The organism is Actinosynnema sp. NPDC037264, from assembly GCF_055603705.1.
In genome coordinates, this window is the sequence record NZ_JBVJVK010000011.1 from 170,905 (window position 1) to 192,943 (window position 22,039).

Annotated in this window: 25 protein-coding genes; 12 read left to right on the top strand and 13 right to left on the bottom strand. The window is 73.9% G+C overall.

Annotated features, from left to right (window positions below; translation table 11 throughout):
* Positions 1–90 precede the first annotated feature (90 nt).
* The 3 genes from ACZ7GX_RS15875 to ACZ7GX_RS15885 form a co-directional block, all read right to left on the bottom strand.
* On the bottom strand, positions 91–1,392 hold the full coding sequence (locus ACZ7GX_RS15875) for an MFS transporter (RefSeq protein ID WP_498777135.1): 1,302 nt from the start codon (positions 1,390–1,392) through the stop codon (positions 91–93).
* Positions 1,393–1,505: 113 nt separating this feature from the next.
* Positions 1,506–1,925: an SRPBCC family protein gene (locus ACZ7GX_RS15880; protein ID WP_498777137.1), complete on the bottom strand. Its 420-nt coding sequence runs from the start codon at positions 1,923–1,925 to the stop codon at positions 1,506–1,508.
* 30 nt (positions 1,926–1,955) lie between these two features.
* The gene (locus ACZ7GX_RS15885) at positions 1,956–2,531 is read right to left on the bottom strand and encodes a uridine kinase family protein (RefSeq protein ID WP_498777139.1); all 576 of its coding nucleotides are present in this window, start codon (positions 2,529–2,531) and stop codon (positions 1,956–1,958) included.
* Positions 2,532–3,018: 487 nt separating this feature from the next.
* On the opposite strand from ACZ7GX_RS15885, the gene ACZ7GX_RS15890 reads away from it, so the two are divergent.
* The 5 genes from ACZ7GX_RS15890 to ACZ7GX_RS15910 are packed head-to-tail and all read left to right on the top strand — an operon-like array spanning position 3,019 to position 6,142.
* Positions 3,019–3,483: a hypothetical protein gene (locus ACZ7GX_RS15890; protein WP_498777141.1), complete on the top strand. Its 465-nt coding sequence runs from the start codon at positions 3,019–3,021 to the stop codon at positions 3,481–3,483.
* Positions 3,480–4,682, top strand: a complete 1,203-nt coding sequence (locus tag ACZ7GX_RS15895; RefSeq protein WP_498777143.1) for a PPE domain-containing protein — start codon at positions 3,480–3,482, stop codon at positions 4,680–4,682. Before ACZ7GX_RS15890 ends, ACZ7GX_RS15895 begins: the two co-directional genes overlap by 4 nt.
* On the top strand, positions 4,679–4,945 hold the full coding sequence (locus ACZ7GX_RS15900; RefSeq protein WP_498777145.1) for a WXG100 family type VII secretion target: 267 nt from the start codon (positions 4,679–4,681) through the stop codon (positions 4,943–4,945). Before ACZ7GX_RS15895 ends, ACZ7GX_RS15900 begins: the two co-directional genes overlap by 4 nt.
* Positions 4,938–5,576: a hypothetical protein gene (locus ACZ7GX_RS15905; RefSeq protein ID WP_498777147.1), complete on the top strand. Its 639-nt coding sequence runs from the start codon at positions 4,938–4,940 to the stop codon at positions 5,574–5,576. The genes ACZ7GX_RS15900 and ACZ7GX_RS15905 overlap by 8 nt, the downstream gene beginning before the upstream one ends.
* Before the next feature lie 29 nt (positions 5,577–5,605).
* Positions 5,606–6,142 (top strand): hypothetical protein, encoded by a 537-nt coding sequence (locus tag ACZ7GX_RS15910; protein ID WP_498777149.1) that lies wholly within the window; start codon positions 5,606–5,608, stop codon positions 6,140–6,142.
* Here ACZ7GX_RS15910 and ACZ7GX_RS15915 read toward each other — a convergent pair.
* Complete coding sequence (locus ACZ7GX_RS15915; protein WP_498777151.1) at positions 6,069–6,836, bottom strand: helix-turn-helix transcriptional regulator; 768 nt, start codon at positions 6,834–6,836, stop codon at positions 6,069–6,071. The genes ACZ7GX_RS15910 and ACZ7GX_RS15915 overlap by 74 nt on opposite strands.
* 54 nt (positions 6,837–6,890) lie before the next feature.
* Here ACZ7GX_RS15915 and ACZ7GX_RS15920 point away from each other — a divergent pair, with 54 nt between their 5' ends.
* Positions 6,891–7,646, top strand: a complete 756-nt coding sequence (locus tag ACZ7GX_RS15920) for an ESX secretion-associated protein EspG (protein WP_498777153.1) — start codon at positions 6,891–6,893, stop codon at positions 7,644–7,646.
* A 51-nt stretch (positions 7,647–7,697) separates the two neighbouring features.
* On the opposite strand, the gene ACZ7GX_RS15925 is transcribed toward ACZ7GX_RS15920, so the two are convergent.
* Genes ACZ7GX_RS15925 through ACZ7GX_RS15940 form a run of 4 tightly spaced genes read right to left on the bottom strand, consistent with a single transcriptional unit; the run spans position 7,698 to position 9,992 of the window.
* Complete coding sequence (locus tag ACZ7GX_RS15925) at positions 7,698–7,943, bottom strand: hypothetical protein (RefSeq protein ID WP_498777155.1); 246 nt, start codon at positions 7,941–7,943, stop codon at positions 7,698–7,700.
* A complete protein-coding gene (locus tag ACZ7GX_RS15930) occupies positions 7,940–8,218 on the bottom strand; it encodes a YbaB/EbfC family DNA-binding protein (protein ID WP_498777157.1) in 279 nt (92 codons plus the stop codon). The genes ACZ7GX_RS15925 and ACZ7GX_RS15930 overlap by 4 nt, the downstream gene beginning before the upstream one ends.
* Entirely contained in the window at positions 8,215–9,234 is a 1,020-nt protein-coding gene (locus tag ACZ7GX_RS15935) for a CHAP domain-containing protein (protein ID WP_498777159.1), read from the bottom strand. Before ACZ7GX_RS15935 ends, ACZ7GX_RS15930 begins: the two co-directional genes overlap by 4 nt.
* Positions 9,234–9,992: a transglycosylase SLT domain-containing protein gene (locus ACZ7GX_RS15940; protein WP_498777161.1), complete on the bottom strand. Its 759-nt coding sequence runs from the start codon at positions 9,990–9,992 to the stop codon at positions 9,234–9,236. The genes ACZ7GX_RS15935 and ACZ7GX_RS15940 overlap by 1 nt, the downstream gene beginning before the upstream one ends.
* 90 nt (positions 9,993–10,082) lie before the next feature.
* On the opposite strand from ACZ7GX_RS15940, the gene ACZ7GX_RS15945 reads away from it, so the two are divergent.
* The 6 genes from ACZ7GX_RS15945 (at position 10,083) to ACZ7GX_RS15970 (ending at position 15,170) form a co-directional block, all read left to right on the top strand.
* Positions 10,083–11,429 (top strand): replication-associated recombination protein A, encoded by a 1,347-nt coding sequence (locus ACZ7GX_RS15945; protein WP_498777163.1) that lies wholly within the window; start codon positions 10,083–10,085, stop codon positions 11,427–11,429.
* 136 nt (positions 11,430–11,565) lie between these two features.
* The gene (locus ACZ7GX_RS15950; protein ID WP_498777165.1) at positions 11,566–12,090 is read left to right on the top strand and encodes a YbaB/EbfC family nucleoid-associated protein; all 525 of its coding nucleotides are present in this window, start codon (positions 11,566–11,568) and stop codon (positions 12,088–12,090) included.
* Positions 12,087–12,389 carry a hypothetical protein gene (locus ACZ7GX_RS15955; protein WP_498777167.1) on the top strand — a complete coding sequence of 101 codons (303 nt, stop codon included), beginning with the start codon at positions 12,087–12,089 and terminating at the stop codon, positions 12,387–12,389. Before ACZ7GX_RS15950 ends, ACZ7GX_RS15955 begins: the two co-directional genes overlap by 4 nt.
* Positions 12,386–13,507: a hypothetical protein gene (locus tag ACZ7GX_RS15960; protein WP_498777169.1), complete on the top strand. Its 1,122-nt coding sequence runs from the start codon at positions 12,386–12,388 to the stop codon at positions 13,505–13,507. Before ACZ7GX_RS15955 ends, ACZ7GX_RS15960 begins: the two co-directional genes overlap by 4 nt.
* Positions 13,504–14,448: a DUF6346 domain-containing protein gene (locus ACZ7GX_RS15965; RefSeq protein WP_498777171.1), complete on the top strand. Its 945-nt coding sequence runs from the start codon at positions 13,504–13,506 to the stop codon at positions 14,446–14,448. Before ACZ7GX_RS15960 ends, ACZ7GX_RS15965 begins: the two co-directional genes overlap by 4 nt.
* The gene (locus ACZ7GX_RS15970; protein ID WP_498777173.1) at positions 14,445–15,170 is read left to right on the top strand and encodes an SAM-dependent methyltransferase; all 726 of its coding nucleotides are present in this window, start codon (positions 14,445–14,447) and stop codon (positions 15,168–15,170) included. The genes ACZ7GX_RS15965 and ACZ7GX_RS15970 overlap by 4 nt, the downstream gene beginning before the upstream one ends.
* Positions 15,171–15,221: 51 nt before the next feature.
* Here ACZ7GX_RS15970 and ACZ7GX_RS15975 read toward each other — a convergent pair whose 3' ends face one another.
* From ACZ7GX_RS15975 to ACZ7GX_RS15995, 5 genes are read right to left on the bottom strand one after another with little or no spacing between them, the layout of a single operon-like run.
* Positions 15,222–16,982 carry an IucA/IucC family protein gene (locus ACZ7GX_RS15975; RefSeq protein WP_498777175.1) on the bottom strand — a complete coding sequence of 587 codons (1,761 nt, stop codon included), beginning with the start codon at positions 16,980–16,982 and terminating at the stop codon, positions 15,222–15,224.
* Positions 16,975–18,258 (bottom strand): lysine N(6)-hydroxylase/L-ornithine N(5)-oxygenase family protein, encoded by a 1,284-nt coding sequence (locus ACZ7GX_RS15980; RefSeq protein ID WP_498777177.1) that lies wholly within the window; start codon positions 18,256–18,258, stop codon positions 16,975–16,977. The genes ACZ7GX_RS15975 and ACZ7GX_RS15980 overlap by 8 nt, the downstream gene beginning before the upstream one ends.
* On the bottom strand, positions 18,255–18,833 hold the full coding sequence (locus ACZ7GX_RS15985) for a GNAT family N-acetyltransferase (RefSeq protein WP_498777179.1): 579 nt from the start codon (positions 18,831–18,833) through the stop codon (positions 18,255–18,257). Before ACZ7GX_RS15985 ends, ACZ7GX_RS15980 begins: the two co-directional genes overlap by 4 nt.
* On the bottom strand, positions 18,830–20,533 hold the full coding sequence (locus ACZ7GX_RS15990) for an IucA/IucC family protein (protein ID WP_498777182.1): 1,704 nt from the start codon (positions 20,531–20,533) through the stop codon (positions 18,830–18,832). The genes ACZ7GX_RS15985 and ACZ7GX_RS15990 overlap by 4 nt, the downstream gene beginning before the upstream one ends.
* Complete coding sequence (locus tag ACZ7GX_RS15995) at positions 20,530–21,912, bottom strand: pyridoxal phosphate-dependent decarboxylase family protein (RefSeq protein ID WP_498777184.1); 1,383 nt, start codon at positions 21,910–21,912, stop codon at positions 20,530–20,532. The genes ACZ7GX_RS15990 and ACZ7GX_RS15995 overlap by 4 nt, the downstream gene beginning before the upstream one ends.
* Positions 21,913–22,039: the final 127 nt, after the last annotated feature.

The window sequence follows — 22,039 nt, forward strand, 5'->3', positions numbered from 1 at the left end:
GACTGTAACCGTGCGTACCTCATCTGTGAATGGGCGATCACGCAGTGCATCTCAGCGGCGCAGCGCGTGCCGCCCTACGGTCGTGTCGGGCTACACCCGGACGCCCGCACGCCGCCTCGGACGTTTCGCCGGGCGCACTGGGCCGTGCGGGTGACCCGGGTGGCCCGCGGGCGGCGCGGGGTGGTGCGGCCTGCGCAGCACGCGGTGCGCCAGCGCGGTCCGCCGGTGCGGCGGCGCGGCCAGCACGGAGGCCGCGAACACCGTGGCCATCAGGGTCAGCACGCCCGCGAGCACCAGGGTCTCCGGCGCGCCGATCCGTTCACACAACCAGCCGAGAAGCGGCGCGCCCACCGCGCCGGCCGCGGCGCCCACGGCCGAGTTGACCGCCAGCAGCCTGCCGCGCATCCCGTCCGCCGTGTCCAGCTGGATGCGGGTGCTCATGGTCGTGTCGATGACGACCGCGCCCGCCGCGATGGGCAGCAGCACGATCGCGAAGCCGAGCGTGCCCGGCACCAGCCCGCTGGTCACCTGGAGCAGGCTCGTCGCGCAGGCGACCACCAGCAGCAGCCGCACGGTCAGCGTCCGGCGCGCCGCCGCGGCCAGCCCGCCCACCACGGTGCCGATCGCGAACACCGTCGACAGCAGCCCGTAGACGGTCGCGTCCGTGCTCATCGCGGCCATCGTGACCTGGTAGTTGCGGCCGAGGCTGGACAGCGTGAACCCGAGCGCGAACAGCAGGAGCAGCCGGCCGCTGGCCGCGACGTACCGCAGGCCGGCGGCCACGCCGACGCCGTCGGGCGCACTGGCCGCCAGGGGGTGCAGCTCGGCGCGGCGGATGCTCAGCACCGCGCCCATGACGGCCAGGAAGCTCACCGAGTTGATCAGGAACAGGGCGGGCGAGCCGAGCGCGGCGGCCAGCACCGCGGCGCTGCTCATGCCCAGGATCCGGCCGGTGGAGCTGAGCACCGAGCCGAGCGCGACCGCGTTGCCCAGGTCTTCCCGGGGCACCACCTGCGCGCCGAACCGGCCGAGCGCGGGCAGGTCGAACACCGACACCAGGCCCGCGGCGAACGTCAGCGCGAAGACCACCGTGATCGGGGCGCCCTGCCACACCACGAGCGCGAGCACGGCGGCCAGCACGGCGTGCAGGGCCTGGCAGGCGAGGATGATCCGGCGCACCGGCAGCCGGTCCGCCAGGGAGCCGGCCCACGGGCCGAGCAGCACCGACGGCAGGGTGCCCAGCAGCACCGAGAGGCCGACCGAGGTAGCCGAGCCCGTGCGGTCGAGCACGACCCAGTTCAGACCGATCAACTGCATCCACGAGCCGGTCACCGAGATCAGGTCGGCGAACGCCCAACGGCGGTAGTTGCGGCTCCGCAAAGCGCGGAACATCGAAGCTCCCTTGACTGTGATCCGGGGCCTCGACGTGCGGACGTGCCCAGGTGAACGGCGTTCACACTAGGTGTCGCTTTTCCGCGTTCAAACACGATGATCAGTGAAAACAGTCACGTAACGCTCTGTGTGGCAAGCGCTGCGAGCCGGCTCAGCGCCTGGACGAGGTGCTCGTCGGTGATCTCGTGGGCCTCGCCGCCGAGCGCCGCCTGGTGCTCGCCGCCGACGTCCAGGTGCAGCACCACGCGGCTGCGGCCCGGGCCCTCGTCGTCCACCTGGAGCCACCCCGAGTAGCCGCCGCCTTCCAGGTCGCCCCACTCCAGCCGGCGCTGCTCGGCGTCCGCGGCCAGGTAGCCCTCGGCCTCGTCGATCTCGTCGCCCATCGACACGTGCCCGGTGACCCGCTCCGGGCCGCTCGGCTCCACCTGCAGCCCGTCGGGCAGCCACGCCTCCATCGCGGACACGTCCCGGGCCAGGTCGAACACCACCCGCGCGTCGACCGGGATCGTCTGCTCGTGCTCGTACTCAGCCATGCCGGCAGCAGTACCCCCGACGCGCCGGGGCTACACCGACGCGGGCGCCATGCCCCCGATCGTGGCGAGCCGCACGTGGTGCGGGCGGACCGGGCGCATGCCCGCGTCCACGCAGCGGCGCACCACGGCGGGGTGCTCGCGCAGCAGGCGCAGGCCGCGGCGGGCCAGCAGCGGCACCGGCTTGCGCGCCTCGGCCACGTCGCGGGCGAACCGGCGGGCGAACGTCACCACGGCGTTCGGCGCGAGCACGATGGCGTCGGCCAGCACGCCGGCCTCGCGGCAGCCCGCCACCAGCCGGTCGGCGAACAGGCCCTCGGCGAGGAACAGGCCGGGTGCGGTCACCGTGCGGCAGCCGACGCGCCGGTCCTCGCCGAGCGCGTAGACGGGCGCCTCGACCGTGCCGGTGGTGGCGAGTTCGACGACGGCGGCCAGGGCGTCGGCGGTGTTCCAGGAGCCCTCGGCGTCCCAGTCCGCGCGGCCGGCCTCGTCCCGGGGCAGCAGCGGGTCGTCGCCCTCGCGGTAGTAGTCGTCGAGCCGCAGCACGGGGAGGCCGAGGTGGTCGGCGAGGGTGGACTTGCCCGAACCGGAGGGGCCGGCGAGCAACACGGCGCGCGCGTGAACGGCAGGTGACGGCACGGGGGACGATTTTCGCACACCCGAACCCGAATCCCGCACCGCCGGCGGAGTCGGATCGCACCGCCGCCGTGCCGGCTCGCGCACGGCGGCCGGAGATCGGCTCGGAGGTCGCCTTGCCCGACTGCGCAGGGCCGACTGTGCAGGCCCGTCTGTGCAGGCCCGAAGGTGCGGGGTTGGGCGGTGATCGGCCGGCGAGGTCGCACTGTCGGATCGTGGAAGGTCTTTCCGTGACCGGTTCGCTGGCTGGCCCTGCTCGACGGTGCGAGTCGCGCGGTGACCGGTTCGCGGGCCGACCTTGCCTGACCACGCGCGGTCGCGCGGTGACCGGTTCGCGGGCCGGTCGGGCGCCGCCGGCGGGCTCGGCTGACGTGGCGGGCTTGTCCGATCGTGCACCGCCGCTGCTCCCGCTGTGCACCCGCTCTGGTCACCCGCGCGCGGGCACACCACGATGTTGGCCATGGTGGTCAGGGTGCGCGGCGTCGAGGACGCCAGGCGGATGCGCGAAGAGCTGCGCGACGAGCAGCGCGGGTCGGGCGCGGTCGCGGTGCCGGTGGTGGCCGGGCCGAACGGCGCGGGCGCGGCGGGCGTGGTGGCCGAGGGCGGCGACGTCATCGAGCTGGACCTGGCCTCCTTCACCACGGCGGTGTCCGACTTGGAAAGGCTGCACGGCGTGCTCACCGAGCTGCTGGCCCGCGCGGACCGCGAGATGGACCAGCCGCTCGGCGACGGCAAGGGCCCGGTCGCGCTGAACATGCGCCGGGCGTTCGGCCTGCGCGGCGGCGACGTCGGCGGCGGCGTGCGCACGGCGCTGCGGTCCTACGTGCGGGAGCTGACGCTGCTGCGCGAGGCGCTGGAACAGGTCGGCCAGACCCAGCGGGCGCAGGACGACCAGGTGCGGCAGGACTTGGAGCGGCTGCGGTGAACGAGCGCGAGCGCAAGGGCGGGTACTGGTCGGACTTCCACGACCACTCGGCGGCCACGCGCCGGCGGAACGGGAAGCGGGTGCGGCAGCGCCAGGCCAACCGGCAGCCGGAGAACTTCGGCAAGATCAACTGGCGGGCGTACACGCACCGGCAGCTCTGGGACATGGTGAAGTCGGCCGACGCCGCGCAGATGGCCACGCGCACCTACGAGTGGCAGCGGCTGGCGGCCGACATCGACCAGGCGACCGCGGACGTGCAGAAGATCGTGCAGGGCCTCGCGCTGTCGTGGCGCGGGCCCTCCGCGGTGGCGGCGGCGTCGTCGGTGTCGGAACTGACGAAGTGGGCCGCGCGGTCCTCGGAACGCGCGGCCCTGGTCGGCGAGGGCCTCGACGGCTACACCTCGGCGGTGCAGGAGGCGGCCCGCGCGATCCCCGAGCCGGTGCACCCCGACGCCGAGAAGTGGTTCCGCGCCGGGTACGACGTGACCACGCTCGACGGGCCGCAGGGCGCGTACATGCTCAAGCAGCTGCTGGACGACCACCTGCCGGACAAGCGCGAGCAGCAGGAGGCCATGGACCGGGCGGTCCGGGTGATGGAGCAGTACGAGGAGGCCAGCCACGGCATCGGGCGCGAGCTGCCGGTGTTCGACGAGGCGCCGGTGGTGACCCAGCCGACCGGGACGCAGCCGAGCCCGCCCCAGCCGCTGCCGGAGCACCGGCCGGCGCCGTCGCCGCCGCCGTGGATCGCGCCGCCCCCGGTCCAGGAGAGGCCCGCCGAGGACGCACCGCTACGGCCCGGCGAGGGCACGACGTCCGTCGCCGCCGCGGGTGCGCCGAGCGCGGCCACCGGTTACGGCGGCCCCGGTGGCTTCGGCTCGCAGTCCGGCTTCGGCCCGGGCGGCTCGTTCGGCACGGGCCACGGCCTCGGTCCCGGCGGCGGCGCGGGCGTCGCCGGCGGTCAGGGCGGCTTCGGTCAGGGCGGCGCGTCCGGCGTGCTCGGCGCGGTGCCGGGCGGTGCGGCGGCACGTGGCGGCGTCGGACCGGTCGTCGGCGCGGGCGGGCCGCAGGGCTTCGGCATGTACCCGCCGATGGCGCCGGGCAACCGCGAGGAGGACGGCGAGCACCGCAACCGCTACGACACCGGCCTCGACCTGCTCGACGACCTGCCGCCCGCGTTCCCGCCGGTGCTCGGCGAATGAGCGGCGGCTACCAGGTCGAGCCGGACGCGTTGGCCGCGTTCGCGGGCCGGTTGGACGAGGTGGCCGACGAGGTGCGGGCCGCCGCCGCCGCGCTGGAGCAGCCGTCGGGCGACCTCGGGCCGGAAGGCGTCACGGAGGCCGTCGACCGGCTGGCGGCCGAGTGGGCGGGCGTGCTGCGCGGCGTGGAGCTGGACGTCGTGGCGGACGCGTTGCGCGCGGCGGGTGAGACCTATCGGCAGGCCGACGAGCTGCGCCATGACTGACTACCGGGGTCTGGGTTTCGATCCCGCGCCGGGCCACGCGGGCGCGGTGGCGGCGGCGAGCGAGCGGTTGTCGGTTGCCCTTACAGTCCCCGGCGCGCCACCGGAACCGTGGACGGGCGCGGCGGCGGACGGGTTCAGGACGCGGTTGGAGGCGGTGGTGTCGGAGCTGACGGCGGTGCGGCGCGCGATGCGGGCGGCGGCCGAGGTGCTCGACGGCTGGGCCACCACGCTGCTGGGCAACCAGCGGCGGGCCGAGGAGCTGGACCGGCGCGCGCTCGGGTTGCGGCGCGCGCTCGCCGAGGCGTCCGACGAGCTCGACCGGACCGGCGCGATGGCGTCCTTCACCGCCGCCGACGGGCAGGCGCACGACCGGGCCGTGGCGCGGCACGACGAGCTGCGCCGTCAGCTGGACGACGTGCTGGAGGAGGCCCGGCTGCTGGAGCGCGACCACCGCGCGGAGGCCAGGCGGGTCGCCGAACGGCTGCGCGCCGAGGAGCCCTCGACGGTCATCGCGGACACGTTGACGAGCTTCTCGTCCCTGACCGCCGAGCTGGCGTCCGTTCTGCTCGGTCCACCTCGACCCGCGTCCACCAGGGGCGCGGCGGCGGCGTTCCGGGCGGGCCTGGGGTGAGACTCGCTCCCGTGCCGGGGGTGACCCCGGTGGCACTCGGCACCCCCGAACGCACCGCGGCGGAGCTGTTAGCCGTGCTGCGCAGGCTCAAAGGCAGTCGTGACCCCGGGCTGGAGGTGTCCGCCACGCAGGCCGCGGAGCTGGCGCACCAGCACGGCGCCGGCCTGCTGGCCGTGGTCGAGCACCGCGACGCGGACCCCGCGCTGCTGATGGCGGGCGTGGTGCCGGTCGACCGGCCGACCGATGCAGGCGGGCTCGGCTTCCACCTCGACGGCCCGTCGATCCGCGAGGTCACCCGCGGCGAGACGGCGACCGGCTACCCGGTGGTGATCGTCGAGCGCATCCCGGTGGCCGGGCCGGGCGCGCAGCTGCAGGTCGTCGTGAGCGACCCGGACCACCCGCGGATCGCGGTGTTCACGCTGCACTCGCCGACCGGGCGCGGCTGGCTGGAGGTCGCGGGCATCGCGGGCCGGTTCGTCTCGGGCGTGGAGTTCAGCGGTTACGGAACTCGCTCGGCGTCCGGCCGACCACCTGGCGGAACGTCCGGGAGAAGTGCGCGGCGCTGACGAACCCGCAGTCCTTGGCGATCTCGCCGATGCCGCGCGCCGCCTTCGCCGGATCGGCGAGCAACGCCTTGGCCCGGTCGATCCGCAGGCCGCGGATGCGCTCGGACACGCCCTGCCCGTCGTCGAAGAGCTGGTAGAGGCGGCGGCGAGAGATGAACAGCGCCTCGGCCACCCGGTCCGCGCTCAGGGCCGGGTCCGACAGGTGTTCGCGCATGTACTCCAACGCTTCGCGCCGCCGTGCGACCAGGGAGTCCACGCGCTCCAGCTCGGCCCGAAGCGCGCTGCGCAGCACGAGTTCGGCCAGGCCGAGCAGGTGGTGGGACAGGCCGTGCGGGTCGAGGGCGTGGGCGGCGGCGAGCACCTGGGCCACCGCGCCGGAGAACACCGCGTGCAGCGCGGCGTCGACCGGGACCGGCTGGAACATCAGCGGTTTGAGCTCGCCGAAGCCGACGGTGAGCCGCGCCTCGGCCACGGTCAGCATCACCACGTCCGGCAGGACGTGCAACGCGCAATCGGGAAACCGAAGTGCGGCGCCGTTGCCGGGCACGCCCGCCGAGACCGTGCAGCCGACCAGCAGCTGGATGTGCTCCGGGGTGGCCGCACCCCCGCTGAGCGCGGCTTTGGCCGCCGCCGCGCCGGAAGCCCGCACAGTCAGGAACCCGCCGGCGACGTCCACGTCGAGCAGCGTAGCCACCGGTGTTGCCCAACCGGCCGCGAAAGCCGCCGCCGACCGCTACCTTCTGGCCCCATGGCGCGACGTTCGGCGACCGCGGTCGTCCTGTCCCACCTGGAGTTCGACCTCCTGTGGGAGGACCTGGGCACCGGTGAGCCGCCCTACCCGCTCGAGGTGCCGTCGCACGGCGAGACGATGGACGACCGGGACGCCCTGGGCGCCGAGGTCCTGCGCACGTTGACGGAGGCGGGGCTGGCCGACGGCGCGGACGTCTCACCGGAGCTGGAGGACCTGTTCACCCTGCTCGCGCACGGCGAGGTCTCGGTGGACGCGTTGGTGTTCCGCCCGTACCCGTGGCGGGTGCTGGCCACGGCCCGCGGCAGGCGCGGCGTGCTGGCCGTGCTGAACGACCGCGAGGTGGCGCTGGAGCCGATCACCGACCTGGCGTCCGCGATCACGCGCGTCATCGGCGACGCGCCGGCGGGACCCGGCGAGCAGCTGCGGATGCCGAGGTCCGTGTTCGCCGCCGCGATGGACGCCTACGCCAAGGCGGGTCACACCGCGCTGGAACGCACCCTGGCCCAGGCGGACATCACCGGCCGCGCCACCCGGTCGATCACCACGCTGGTCGACTCGCCGCGCAAGTCGACCGGTCAACTGGCCGCCACCGGCCCGCGCGGCCGTTCCCGCGTCCTGAGCTGGACCGACACCGCCGCCGGTCGCTACGCCCTGACCACCGAGGAATCCCACCAGACCGAGTGGGTCCACCTCTCGCCCGCCGACACGCCGTGGCTGACCCGCCACCTGACCGCCCTGCTGGCCGCCACCTGAGCGTTCGCCACCCGCGCGTGTCGAACGCTCAGGTGCCCCGGAGTTCGACGCTCAGGACGTCAGCAGGTCCGGCGGCACGACGTCGGCGACGATCGCCATGCCCTCGGCCACGGCCGCCGCGGCGGCTTCGTCGGCCAGTCGACGGATCAAGCCGGCCAACTCGGCGGGGCGCAGGGCCAACGCCTCCCGTGCGAACGACAGGTCCACCGGCTTCCCGTGCAGGTCGACCACCACCGTCACGCCCGACGCCGAAGCCTCCCGCCGCACGGCGTCCAACCGCTCACCGAGCCCCATCACACCCGCCACGTCTCGGGAGTCGTGTCCTCGACCGACTCCACCAGCCTCGCCCGCACGTCCAGGCCCAACACCGACACCTCGTCGCCGACCACGTGCCGGGCCCGCGCGTTCGCCCGCGCCGTCGCCGTGTCGACCAGCGCCAGGATCGCCCGCGCCAACCCCGACTGCCCCAGCCGCAACGACCGCGAGTCCAGCGCCAGGTCGAGCAACCCGCCGCCGGGACCGACCTCCACCGCGATGCCCGTGTCCGGGTCGTGCGCGTTGCCCGTGATCACGGGTGCACCCCTCCGTAGAACGTCGCCGAGCTCAGCCGGTGGGTGTTGCGCCGCACGCTGTCGCCCGAGTTGCCCTCGATCAGCGTCACCGTCCCGCCGGAGACCTTCTCCACGATCCCGATGTGCTTGCTGGTCGCCGGGCTGCTCGGGCCCGTCCCGAACAGCAGCACGTCACCCGGCTTCACCGCGCTCAACGACGTGTACGCCTTGCCGTGCCGCTGACCCCACCGGAACACGTCGCCGGTGAACGGCAGGATCGGGATGTCCACCCCGGCCTTGCGCCACATCGCCGTGGTGAACGACGCGCACCACGGCGCCGTCGGCCCGTACGGGTTGCGGTTGCTGCCGGGCGGGTTCTCCCGCGTGCCCAGCTCACGCCGTGCGGCCGAGATGATCGTCCGCGAACGGCCGCGGGCACGGGCGCCGGACGGCTTCGTCGAGCCGCGGGTGCGCTCGGCCCGACCGTCCGCGACGCCGTCGTGCTCGACCTCCTTCTCCAACGCGCGCAGCTTGCGAGCGGCGTCCTCCAACTCGCCCCGCACGTGCCGGACGGTCCCGGCGGTCTCCTTGGTGTACTTCGGTTCCAGGTCCGCCGCCTGCGCCACGGCCTTGAGCAGCGCGGCCTGCGTGCCGACGGCCTTGCCCGCGTCCAGCAGCCGGACCGCCTGGTCGAGGTACTCGTCCACGGCCCGCCGCGCCCGCGCGTGCCCGGTCGTCAACGCGCTCGTGACCCCGGCGACGATCTTCTCCGCGTCACGGGCGGCGTCGGCGGTGACCCGCAGCTGCCTGCCCAGCCGGTTCGAGCGCTTCTCGAAGCCCTCGGAGTTGTCGCCCTTCCAGTGCTCCAGCACCGTCTTCGAGGCCTTGCGCTGGTCCTCGTGCCGCTCGGTGAGGCCGGACGCGGTCTGGTGCAGCGCGTACTGGACCTTCACCGCGTCCTCGGCCTTGCCTGCCAACGAGTTCCGGTGGCCGATCATGCTCTCGGCGAAGTGCCGGGCCATCTCCCGGGTGTCCACTACCCTTCCCCTCCACCGCTGACGACCTTGCCGCGCAGCGAACCGGCGATGTCGTCCTCCTGGTCCTGGTACGCGCGGGCGGCACGACCGGCGGACGTGGCCAGCGCGTCGGTGTTGTGCGCGACCGCCTTGACCTGCTTGCGCAGCGCCGCGCCGAAGTTGTCCAGCGCGTCGGCGAACCCGGACTGCTTGCCGATGCGCCCGAAGCTGTCCTCGGCGATCTCCCGAACCTCGCGCACGTGCCGCCGGCCGAGCGCGGTGAGGTCGTCGGCCGAGTCCCGCGTCCGCCGCGCGTAGTCGCGCAGCACGCCCAGGTCGACCGAGAACCCGCCGCCACCGCGTGAGCCGCCTCGGGACCCGCCGGCACCACCGCCGCCGGACCCACCGCGCTTCATGGCCTCGACACCCCGCCGCGCCTCGTCCAGGTGACGCTTGTACGCGCCGCTGGTGTACGTGGTCCACGGCGTCCACGACCGACCGTCCCCGGAGATCTTGTTCGCCGCACGGGCGTTCTCCGCCGGGTCGAACAGCTCCCGGTTGGACTCCAGCCCGAACTCGCGCCGCCGCGCCGGCCCCAGGGCGCCCAGCATGTTGATCTGCCACAGCCCGTAGGAGTTGTCGGGCGGCGTGGAGTTGTGCGCCCGCGGGTCGCCGCCGGACTCGGCCAGCGCGACCGCCACCGCGATCGTCAGGTCCTGCCCGCGGAACCCCGCGTCGTGCGCGTGCCGGGCGATCCGCTCCGGACTCAGCGTGCTCATGCGGTCACCCTGCACGGCCCGCGACCTGCGGCGGAACCTCCGTTGCACGCTCGGACAGCGGCTGTGCACGGGGAAGCTACAGTCGAACACGTGAACGAGGGGCTGTTCGACGACGGGCTGTTCGGCGTGGACCCGGAGGAGAAGGCCGCGCGCATCGCGGCCAACGCGCCGCTGGCCGTGCGGATGCGCCCGCGCACCCTGGACGAGGTGGTCGGGCAGGACCACCTGCTCGGGCCGGGCGCGCCGCTGCGCAGGCTGGTGGAGGGCTCGTCGCCCGCCTCGATCATGCTCTACGGTCCGCCGGGCACGGGCAAGACCACGCTGGCCACGCTCGTCTCCCAGGCCACCGGCCGGCGGTTCGCCGCGCTGTCGGCGCTGTCGGCGGGCGTGAAGGAGGTGCGCGCGGTCATCGAGGAGGCACGCCGCCGCCTGGTCCGCGCGGGCGAGTCGACCGTGCTGTTCATCGACGAGGTGCACCGGTTCTCCAAGACCCAGCAGGACGCGCTGCTCGGCGCGGTCGAGGACCGGATCGTGCTGCTGGTCGCGGCGACCACGGAGAACCCGTTCTTCTCCGTCGTGTCGCCCCTGCTGTCCCGCTCGCTGGTGCTGCAGCTGCGGCCGTTGACCGACGACGCGGTGCGCGTGCTGGTCCGGCGCGCGGTCGAGGACGAACGCGGCCTCGGCGGCACGGTCACCGTCGAGCAGGACGCCGAGGACCACCTGGTCCGGCTGGCCGGCGGTGACGCCCGGCGCGCGCTCACGGCGCTCGAAGCCGCCGCCGACTCGGTCGGTCCGGGCGGCGTGCTCGACCTGGCGACGTTGGAGGCGACGGTCGACAAGGCGGCCGTGCGCTACGACCGGCAGGGCGACCAGCACTACGACGTGACCAGCGCGTTCATCAAGTCGATCCGCGGTTCGGACGTCGACGCGGCGCTGCACTACCTGGCCCGGATGATCGAGGCGGGCGAGGACCCGAGGTTCATCGCGCGGCGGCTGGTCATCCACGCCAGCGAGGACGTGGGCATGGCCGACCCGACCGCGTTGCAGACGTGCGTGGCGGCGGCGCAGGCCGTGCAGCTGATCGGGCTGCCCGAGTGCGCGCTGAACCTCGCCCAGGCCACCATCCACCTGGCCACCGCGCCCAAGTCGAACGCCGTCACGACCGCGATCGGCGAGGCCATGTCCGACGTGCGCAAGGGCGCGATCGGGTCGGTGCCCGCGCACCTGCGCGACGGCCACTACGCGGGCGCGGCGAAGCTCGGCAACGCCCAGGGCTACCGGTACCCGCACGACGTGCCGGAGGGCGTGCTGACCCAGCAGTACGCGCCGGACGACCTGGTCGGGCGCGACTACTACCAGCCGACCGGCCGGGGAGCGGAGCGCGTGCTCGCCGAACGCCTGCCGAAGCTGCGCAAGGTCGTCCGCGGCCAGGAGTAGGGCTGCCAGGGGTGTCCGGTTCGCCCGGATACCCCGTTGTGATCAATCCGGCAACCACGCCGAACGCCCGACACGCACCGTCGCCGCCTCACTACCTTCGGCCATGACCCTGGGGGAAGGGACGAGCGGGGGCGACATGACCGATCCAGAGCACTTACTCAGGCAGTACGAGGGCAAGCTCGCCGAGGCGCGGCGCAAGGGCGAGGCCATCCGGGAGACCATGGCCGGCCTGCGCGTGACCGAGCGGAGCGACGACGGTCAGATCACGGCGACCGTCAACGACGCGGGCAACCTGGTCGACCTGCACCTCGGCGAGGCGTTGCGGCGCAAGGACGGCCAAGCCGTCGCGCGGGAGGTGCTGCGCGTCGTGCAGGCCGCGCAGAGCCGCGTGGCGACGACCGTGCAGGAGGCGATGACCCCGCTGCTCGGGGGCGACTCGCAGGCGATGGGCTTCATGGTGGACCGGCTGCGCAGCGCCCAGCCACCACCTCCACCGCCGGCCGGCGGCTACGGCGCGGAACTGCGGTTCGGCCCGGTCGAGGACGACGCTCCACCGCCACCTCCGCCACCGCCACCCGCGCCTTTGCCGCCGCGCCAACCGCGCCCGCGGCACCAGCGGCCGGACGACGACGACTTCAGCCAGGGCGGGTTCCTGCGATGACCTACGACATCGACCTCGCCGAGATGGCGTCCCACGCCGCCAAGCTGCGCGACGTGGCCGAACGGGTCGGGATCGCCGCGGACGCGGGCAAGACCACCTCGCACCCGGAGGCGTTCGGCCTGCTCGGCACCCCTCTCGCGGCCATCTGCGCGACCGCTCAGGACAGCGCCATGACGACCCTGCGCCAAGCCGTCGACGCCGCTGCGGACCACGTGACCCGGTTCGACGGCTGGCGCGAGCACGTGCGCGCCAACGACCAGACCCAGTCCGAGATCTTCGACAGGACGTACCGCGGATGAACGCGCCGAACCCACTCGTCCGCAAGGGCGACGAGACCGCGGCCACCGAAGGCGCGGGACTGTTCCACGACGCCGCCGAGGCGTACGCGAAGATCAAGGACGACCAGTGGGCCGAGGGCCTGGCCAACGCCGCCGGAGCGCTGGGCGGCGTGGCCCAGTTCCTCGTGGACCCGATGGCCGGCCTGCTCAGCGCCGGGTTCGGCTGGCTGATCGAGCACGTGGACTTCCTGCGCGAGCCGCTGGACTGGCTGGTCGGCGACCAGCAGACGCTCGACGGCATGGCGCTGACCTGGGCGTCCGTCGCCGACCACCTCGCCGAGACCGCGACGGGGCTCGGTGACGCGGTGAAGAACGACTCCGCCGGGTGGCAGGGCGAGGACTCCGACCGCTACCGCGAGTTCGGAGCCGATCGCGCGGCGGTCTACGCGGCGGTCGGCGAGTCGGCCCGGGGCATGTCGCTGCTGGTCACGACGTGCAAGGTCGTGCTCAAGGTGGTGCGCGACATCGTGCGGGACCTGATCAGCGAGGCGATCGGCAAGCTGATCAGCATCTGCCTGCGGTGGGTGCCCGCCGTGGCGGCCTTCGGGGCCGGTGTCGCGGGAGCGATCGCCGAGTGCGTGCCGGTGGCGGTCAAGTGGGCCACCAAGGCGATCGAGATGTGTCAGAAGCTCACGCGGGTGCTCAACAAGGCCGGCGGCCTGTTCGACTGGTTGGCGCGCCTCCTGGAGAAGGCGCAGCAAGCGCTGGCGCGTCGTGGCGACGCCTTCGTCGACACCCTCAAGGCGAGCCAGGCGGCGGACCTGAAGCGCATCGACGACTTCGTCAACCGGGGCACGACCGGCATTCCGGTCGGGACGATCGCGCGCGACGCGTTCGACGGGGCGAAGCGGGCCGTCGTGGACGGGCTGACCGGGCTGCCCCGGGACTTCCCGCGCAAGCTCGGCTTCGAGGTCGTCAAGGAAGAGACCAAGATCGCGGACAACGGCCTGGAGTGGTTCACCTGGAAGGACTTGGCGAAGGAGGAGAAGGAGGGCGACGCGGAGAAGGCGGTGGACGCCAGGCGGGATGAAGCGCAGCGCCGTGCGGCCGCGAAGCGGGAAGAGGAGCGTGGCCGGTGAAGGAGGCCCTCAAGGAGGCACTGCCGGTCTTCTTCACGTTGATCGTCATGCCGGTGCTGGGCTTCCTGCTCTGCGCGACGTTCGCCTACCAGTTCGCCGGCCAGTACGGTCCCGACCACCGGGTGGGTGGCAACTACGTGGTGGCCACGGAGTGCAAGCGGCACGGGCCGGTCAGCACCCACGGGTTCGGGTTCTGGTACCGGTGCTTGGCGGAGTTCCACTACTACGACCACTCCGACCCCGGCTCGACCTCGCCCGACACCGTCAAGCCGGTGAACTTCCTGACCCTTGCCGACCTCGGCCGCCCGGTGCCGATCAAGCTGACGAATCCCAGGAGGGGGCCGGGCGAGTGGGTGCGGGGCGCCGACCAGCCGATGCGGAACTGGGGCTGGCTCGTCGTGCCGTTCGGCCTGCTGTGGCTGGTGCTGACCGGTTTCCTGTCGTGGAAAGCGCTGCGCAACGTCAAGCCGACACCCGACGACGACAGCGGTGAGGTCCTCGTCTGGGGCAAGCGCAAGCAGTGGGTGGGCTGGAGGTTCCGGGCCACGGTGCTGCTCATCGCGATCGTGGTGGCCGTCAGGAGCACCGAATGGGCATTCCAGGGCCACAGCTCCCAGACCACCATGGCGTTGGTGTCGTATGGCCTGATCCTGCTGATCGTCGGCAACGCGTTGCGCCGGGGGATCTTCGCGCCTTCGGTCACCGTCACGCCGCACGGGCTGAAGTTCGGCAAGGACAGGACCCTCGCGTGGCACGAGATCCGGCACGTGGGGTTGTCGAAGCGTGGCGTGCTGGAGATTCACCCGCAGGTGGGAGAGGTGGTGCGGATCGGCCGGTTCGGTGACGAGCAGGTCGAGAGCATCGACGCCGCGCTGCGCGGGGTCGGGCGCGGCAAAATCAGTTACGCCCGCGAAGGCGGAGGGGCGATCATGGCCGGATGAACGCCCCGCTCAACGGCCACGCCCTGCTCGACTTCAACACCCCGCTGTCGGACGCGAAGGCGTACGACCTGATCACCACCTTGCAGCCGCTGTCCGGAGCGACGGTGGTGGACTACGGCTGCGGCTGGGCGGAACTGCTGCTCAGGGCGGTGGAGCAGGAGCCGACCGCCCGCGGGTTCGGCGTGGACAGCGACGACTACGCCATCACCCGCGGCCGGGCGAACGTCGACGCCCGCGGGCTGGCCCCCCGCGTCCGGCTGGAGCTGGCGGACGTCACCACGTGGGAGGCGGAGCCCGCGGACGTGGCGATCTCGATCGGCGCGTCGCACGCGTGGGGCGGCACCAAGCAGACCCTGGAGGCCATGCGCGACCGCCTCCGCCCCGGCGGCCGGTTGCTGCTGGGCGACGGCTTCTGGGAGAGCGCGCCCGGCCCGAAGGCGCTGGAGATCTTCGGCGAGGACGAGTTCGGCACCCTGGCCGAGCTGGTCGACCTGGCGATGGCCTGCGGTTACCGGCTGCTGTCGGTCACCACGGCCAGCCTGGACGAGTGGGACAGCTTCGAGTCCCGCTGGTGCGCCGCGCGGGAGCGCTGGCTGCTGGAGAACCCGGACGACCCGCAGGCGGCCGAGGTCCGCGCGATCGTCGACGACCACCGCGACGGCTGGCTCAAGGGCTACCGGGGCCAGTTCGGCCTGGCCTACCTGACCCTGGCCCGCCTCTAGTACCCCGGCCGCCTCGCCCGGCCGGGGATACCGGACGAGGCGGCCGAACCTTCACCAGCCGTCCGCCGGCGGGATCGGCACGGCGGCGTGCAGCGGGTTCGGCAGGGTGCCCGTCCGCGGGACCGGGGGACGCGCGGTCAGGTCCTGGTAGCCCAGGGTGATCCGGTAGCCGTTGAGGGGGTAGCGGAGGAACTCCGGCGTGGTCAGGGAGCCGTCGTCCATCCGACCTGCCAGGGTGGGGAAGCGGTCGCGGTAGGCGTCGACCTCGCCGCGGACCAGGCCCCAGAAGCGGTCCTCGGGCAGGGGGAACAGGGCGGACAGCGGGCGGAAGACGCCGACCAGCAGGGCGTCCACGATGTACTGGCGCAGGACCGGCCACGGCTTGCGCGGCAGCACGGGGTCGTGCGCGTCCGGTTCCAGGCCACGCGCCGGCACCCGGTCGACGGACACGTTCACGTCGTCCACCAGGTCGAGCAGCGCGACCCGCACCGGCACGTGGTCGCCGTCCGTGATCACCACGACGTTCTCGCCGTGCGGGTTGAACGTGACGCCGTAGGTGTAGAGCACGTGCAGCAGCGGCCGGAGCAGGGCGCGGAGCAGCGCGGCGAACCACACCGCCGGGTCGGTGCCGCCGACGTACTCCAGCACCAGCGGCCGACCGGCGCGGTCCACGTGCAGCAGGGCCGCCAACGACCACGACCGCTCACCGGGCCGCAACGCCACCGGCGCCCGCCAGATGCACCCCATCGTCTCCAGCCACTGGTACGGCACGGCGCCCGCGTTCGACAGCCGCGGGTGCCGGACGGTCACCGAAGCGACCTCGCCCAACAGCTCCGTGCCCCACTCGCCGATGAGCTTGTCGGCCGCCCACAGCCCCGACAGCCACTGCGTGACGACCGGCGCGGCGAGCGTGCAGTGCGGCGGGATGCCCCGGTACACCGACGTGTTCAGCACCCGCAGCGGCAGCTTGACCTGGTACCGCGTCGGCGAGTCCACGTTGGACATGGTGCGGATCGCCTGGGTCGGCAGGTACCAGTCCGGCGACTCGCCGAGCTCCACGATCCGGCCGGTGGCCAGCTCCGGCGCCCACAGCGTCCGCACGACGTGGTCGAGCTGCCACGGGTGCACGGGCAACCACACGTAGGCCGCCGGGTCGACCCCCGCCTCCTGCAACGACTCGGTGAACCGCTCCACCGTCATCGGGTCGAGCTCCCGCGCCCGCACCGCCTCCTCCGACAGCGACGACGTGCCGCGGAACTCCGCCAGCCCCCGGTGCACGGCCAGCCACGGCAGCCGCACGGGCGTGCGCGCCTCCGGGCTGTGCCGCGCCAGGTCCTCCGCCGAGAACCCGACCCGCCCCTTGTTCGCGATCAGCCACGGGTGCCCGGTCAGGTGCCCGTCCAGCTCCGCCTGCGGCAGCGGCACCAGCTCCGCCACGGGCCACGCGGTCGACGCCAGCGCCACGTCGGCGGTCAGGGTCGCGGTCACCTCGGCGAGGAAACCGGCGGTCGTCGCCGGGTCGACCCCCAGGTGCCGGAACGCGTCCACCACGAACAGCTGCACGTCGTCGCACGGCTCGACCACGTCGTCGCCGAGGATCCCGGACGCCGCGCGGCGCACCGACCCCGGCCGCACCACCCACCCGCCGAACGCCGACCGCGTCGCCGAGAACGCGTAGACCGCGTCGTCGAACCGCAGCTCGTAGCCGTCCGGGTCGCCGGCCGCGGTCGGCGCCAGCAGCCCTTCGAAGCACAGCTCGCCGATCGCCTTCGCCAGCAACGCCGCCGAGCACTCGTGCCACAGATCAGTCAACGTCGTCTCCCGGTTGCCCCGCGTCGCTCGGGGCGCTGAAGCTGGTGTAGGCGGTGTGCTTGGGCAGCGGGTAGACCTCGCGGCCGGTCACCGCGTTGACGATGGTCGCGTTGCGCACCGCCCCGATGCCGAGGTCGGGCGCGGCCACGCCGTGGCTGTGCAGGTCGGCGTTCGCCACGAACACCCGGCCGGTGACGGGCGGGTCCAGCGCGATCGAGTGGTCCAGCGCCACGACGTACCGGCCGTGCGCGTCCCGCCGCACGAACGGCTCCAAGGGCTCCAGGAACGGCGTCGGGGCCTGCGCGTACCCGGTGGCGGCCACGACGAGGTCGGTGCGGTGCCGGAACGTGCGCCCGGTGTCCCGGTGCGCGCACTCCAGCACCACCTCGGAACCGGCCACCGAGGACGACACCACCGTCACGCCCGGCCGCAGCTCGACCGGCGCGAGCCCGTGCTCCCACTCCCGCCGGTACAGCAGGTCGTGCAGCTCCTCCAACGTCTCCGCCGAGATCGCCCGGTAGTGCCGCCAGTGCTCGGCGCGCAACGCGTCCCGCCGGTCCTGCGGCAACGAGTGGAAGTGCCGCACGTAGGACGGCGTGGTCATCTCCAGCACCAGCTTGGTGTAGTCCAGCGGCGCGAACACCGGCGTGCGGGTCAGCCACGTCACCGCCGGACCGCCGTCCAGGTTGCGCCGCAACAGGTCGAGCACGATCTCCGCGCCCGACTGCCCGGACCCCACCACGGTCACCCGCTCGGCGGACGGCGGCCGGTGCAGGTAGTCCGAGCTGTGCACCAGCCGATCGCCGAGCCCGGCCAACGCGGGCGGCACCGACGGCGTGGTGCCCACCCCGAGCACCAGGTGCCGCGCGTCCACCGAGAACCCCGGCCCCGACACCGCGAACCGGCCGTCCTCCCACCGCACGGACGTCACGGCGTGCGAGAACCGCACCGGCAGCCGGGACGCCGCCCACCTCAGGTAGTCCTCGTACTCGCGCCGGGTCGGGTGGAACCTCTCCCGCACGTAGAACGGGTACAGCCGGTCCGCGTCACGCAGGTAGGCCAGGAACGACAGGGGGTGCGTCGGGTCGACCAACGTCACCAGGTCGGCCAGGAAGCTCACCTGCAGCACCGCGTCGCCGAACATCACCCCGCTGTGCCAGCGCAGCTCCGGCCGCGCCTCCAGCACCACCACGTCCAGGTCGTCCACAGTGGACGCCAGGGCGGCCAGCCCCAGGTTGAACGGGCCGCACCCGATCGCCACCACGTCGGCCTTCATCGCGTGCGCACCATCAGCAGCGCCACCTTGTCCGGCAGCAGCACCTCGCCCACCGGCGCGAACCCGCCCGCGGTGAACGACGCGATCGCCCGCCGGTTGCGCACGTCCGGCTCCAGCAGCACCCTGGTGCAGCGCGGGTCGGCGTCGAACAGGGCCGCGGTCACCTCCGGCAGCAGCTTGCGCACCAGCCCCTGGTCGGTCATCGCCAGCTCGCCCACGGCGAGGTGCAGCCCGAGGTCGTGCGGCCGGGCCTGGTACACCTGCGCGACCACGTCCCGCGCCGCCCGGTACACCTCCAGGTAGATCACCGGGTCCTCGCCCCGGCTCACCAGCACCGGCAACGAGTGCCGCCCGGACAGCTGCCGCCGCAGCTCCTCCTCCCACCGCTCGCGCGGCCACGCCTGGTGCCAGAACGCCACCACGTGCGGCGCCTGCATCCAGCGGTGCACCAGGTCGAGGTCGCGGGTGTCCGGGTCGACCGCGCGGGCCCGCCAGCCGCCCGCGAGCACCGGCAGCGGGGGACCGGGCACGGCCGACAGGTCGTCGGTCTGCCGGTAGGCGTCGAGGTGGGTCACCGGACGCACCTGCCCTCCCGCAACGGGTTGGGCGCGTCGAAGTACACCGACTGCGCGTCCAGCGGCGCGAGCACCTCGTCGATGCCCTCCAGCCTGGTCAGCAGGTTCGCCTTGCACGGCAGCGCGTCCGCCTCCAGCCACCGCCGGGCCAGCCGGTCGCCGTCCGGGCCCGCCTCGGCCAGCGCGGGCAGCGCCGCCTCCAGCCGTGCCGCCATCACGCCGAGCAGGTCGCGTTCGTCGGCCAGCCCCTCCACCCCGATGCAGCCGATCACCGCCAACGCCTGGTTGCGCAGCAGGTAGTAGGTGAGCCGGTCGTCCACGACCGCGTCGTCCACCACGGCCAGCGTCGACTCCTCGACGCCCAGCCGCTCCAGCACCCGCGGCAGGTGCGAGGACGCCAGGTAGTAGCCCTGGTTGTCGCGGTACCGCCCGCCGACCACCCGGCCCGCCGGGTCCAGCCGCACCAGCGTGTTCTGCTGGTGCGCCTCCAGCCCGATGCCGGTCTCCGCGTACAGCCGCAGCATCGGCACCAGCACGCGGTCGGTGTAGTCGGCGACCCACTCGGCCGCGTTCAGCCGCAGCACGAGCTCGCCCAGCAGGGAACGCCCGATGCCCGGCCGCGGCGCGACCATGCCGGCCAGGCACCGCGAGTCGCCGAGGTCGTGCGGCACGTCGCGCACGGCCACGTCCAGCCCGGTGACCTCGCCGCCCTCGTCCACCGCGAGCCACGACGGGTCGCGCACCACACTGAACTCCGGGTGCGCCTTCTCCGTGCCGGCCGCGTAGCCGGACTCCAGCAGCAGGTGCACCTCCGAGCCGCGGCGCAGCTCGGTGGAGGTGGACTCGCGCCGCGAGTTCGTGATCCGCAGGCCGAGCGACAGCTTCAGCATCACCGGCGCGCCGGTCCGGTACACCGTGCGCAGGCTGGAGGTCGGCGACCACGCGGGCCCGAACTCGCCCAGCGGCTCCAGCAGCCCGCGCGAGACCAGCGACGCGATCCGCGGCCTGCCCAGCAGGTCGTGCGCCTGCCACGGGTGCGCGGGCACCAGCACCCGGCCGGGCCCGGGGTTGCGCCCGGCCAGCGTCGACATCAGCGTCACCGCGTCCGGGCCCGCCACGGAGCCGTGCGACACGACCTCCCGCGCCGCCGAGAACCAGAACAGCGGGAACGACCCGCGCAGCTCCGGCGCGTACCGGGCGTTGTCGGCGTCGGACAGGCCGTCGCGGCTCTTGGGCGCGGGGTGGTGCAGGTGCCCGAGCATCAACCGCTGCTCGCTGTCCAGGAACCGGTCCGCCGGCCCGACCGGCTCGCGACGCCGGTGCGCGACGAACTCCGCGACCCGGCGCACCGACTCGGCCGTGCGCTCCACCAGGTCGGCGGTGTGGCGGCCGGCCGCGCCGGTGGCTCCGTCGGCGGTGGTCCGACTTCCGGCTCCGCCGGCGGCGAGCTCGGCGCCCACCAGCGCCACGGCGACCACCGGGTCGGCCGGCCTGCCCGCCAACGTCACCGGCCCGAACCGGTGCCGCCCGGTCGGCGACGCGTACCGCACGTCCGCCTCCAACGGCAGCCCGAGCACGTCGATCCGCACCCGGTCGGTCACCGGCACGTTCCGCTCCCGCACCCAACAGCGCAATAACGCCTCCAAGTGCGCGTGCTCCGCGGTCGACCTGGGGTCGCCCTCCAGCGGATCGGGTGTCATGCCGCTCCTTCCAGGAGTCGTTCGGCGGCGGAACCGGCTTCGCGGACCAGGGTCAGCAGGGCGACCAGGTCCGCCTCCCGGGCGTTCGGGTTGAGCAGGGTCAACTTCAGGCACGTCACCTTGTCCACCTCGGTGCGGCCGATCAGCGCCGCGCCGGCCCGCAGCAACGCCCGCCGCAGCCGCGCGTTCACCTCGTCGGCCAGCGCCTCGTCGGCCGGCCGGTACCGGAACACCACCGTGGTCAACGTCGCGCCGCCGACCAGCTCGAACGACGGGTCGGCGGCGATCAGCGCGGCGGCGTGCCCGGCCAGCTCGTGGCACCGGTCCACCAGCGCGCCCAGCCCCGCGCGGCCCAGCGCGAGCAGCGTCGCGGCCACCTTCACCGCGTCCGGCCGGCGCGTGGTCTGCAACGACCGGCCCAGCGCGCCGTCGAAGCCCTCGACCCGGTCGTCCTCCGGGTTCAGGTAGGCCACCGAGCGCTCCAACGGCCCGAACAACGACGCCGAGCGCACCAGCAGCACGCTCGCCGCGGCGGGCTGCCAGCCGATCTTGTGCAGGTCCGCGGTCACCGAGTCGGCGAGCGCCAGCCCGTCCACCAGCCCGGCCAGCTTCGCCGAGAACAGCGCGCCGAAGCCGTAGGCGGCGTCCACGTGCAGCCACGCGCCGTGCTCGCGGGCGATCTTCGCCAACTCCGGCAACGGGTCCACCGAGCCGAAGTCCGTGGTGCCCGCGGTCGCCACGACGGCCACCGGCGTGCCGCCCGCGCGCAGCGCCGCCGCCAGCGCGTCCGGCCGCATCCGCCGGCGCGAGTCCACCGGCACCGTGCGCACCGCGTCCTCGCCGAGGCCCAGCGCCGCGCACGCCCGCGCCACCGAGAAGTGCGCGAGCTCCGAGCAGAACACCGCCGGGTCGGGCAGCCCGGCCACCCCGTCGGCCCGCACGTCCAGGCCGAGCCGGGCCGCCGCCGCGTCCCGGGCCAGCAGCAGCGCGGTCAGGTTCGACAGCGTGCCGCCGGGGGTGAACACGCCGTCCGCGTCGGCGTCGAACCCGGCCAGCCGGGCGAGGGCCGCCACGACCCAGCGCTCCACGGCGAGGGCGGCGGGGCCGGAGTCGTAGGTGTCCAGGGAGGCGTTGCCCGCGCCGGCCAGCGCGTCCGCCGTGACGGCGACGGCCAGCGGCGGCGGTTGGAGGTGGGCGGCGGCGAACGGGCTGGTCAGGTCGATGCCGCCCTCGGTGAGCACGGTCGTGACGCGGGCCAGCGCGGCGTCCGCGCCGATGCCGTGCTCGGGCACCTCGCCGAGCACCCGGCGGGCCCTGGCCAGCACGTCGGCGGGCCGGCCCGGCGGGATCGGTCGTCCGGAGGGACTGACGGCGAACACGGCACCTCCGACGATCGACTAAGGTTAGGCTTACCTCATCTACTCGGGTGGTGTGTGTCAAGCCCCGCGGTGACCATCCGTGGTGTGACGATCACTCGCGCCACCACGCTAGCCGCCGCGACCACGA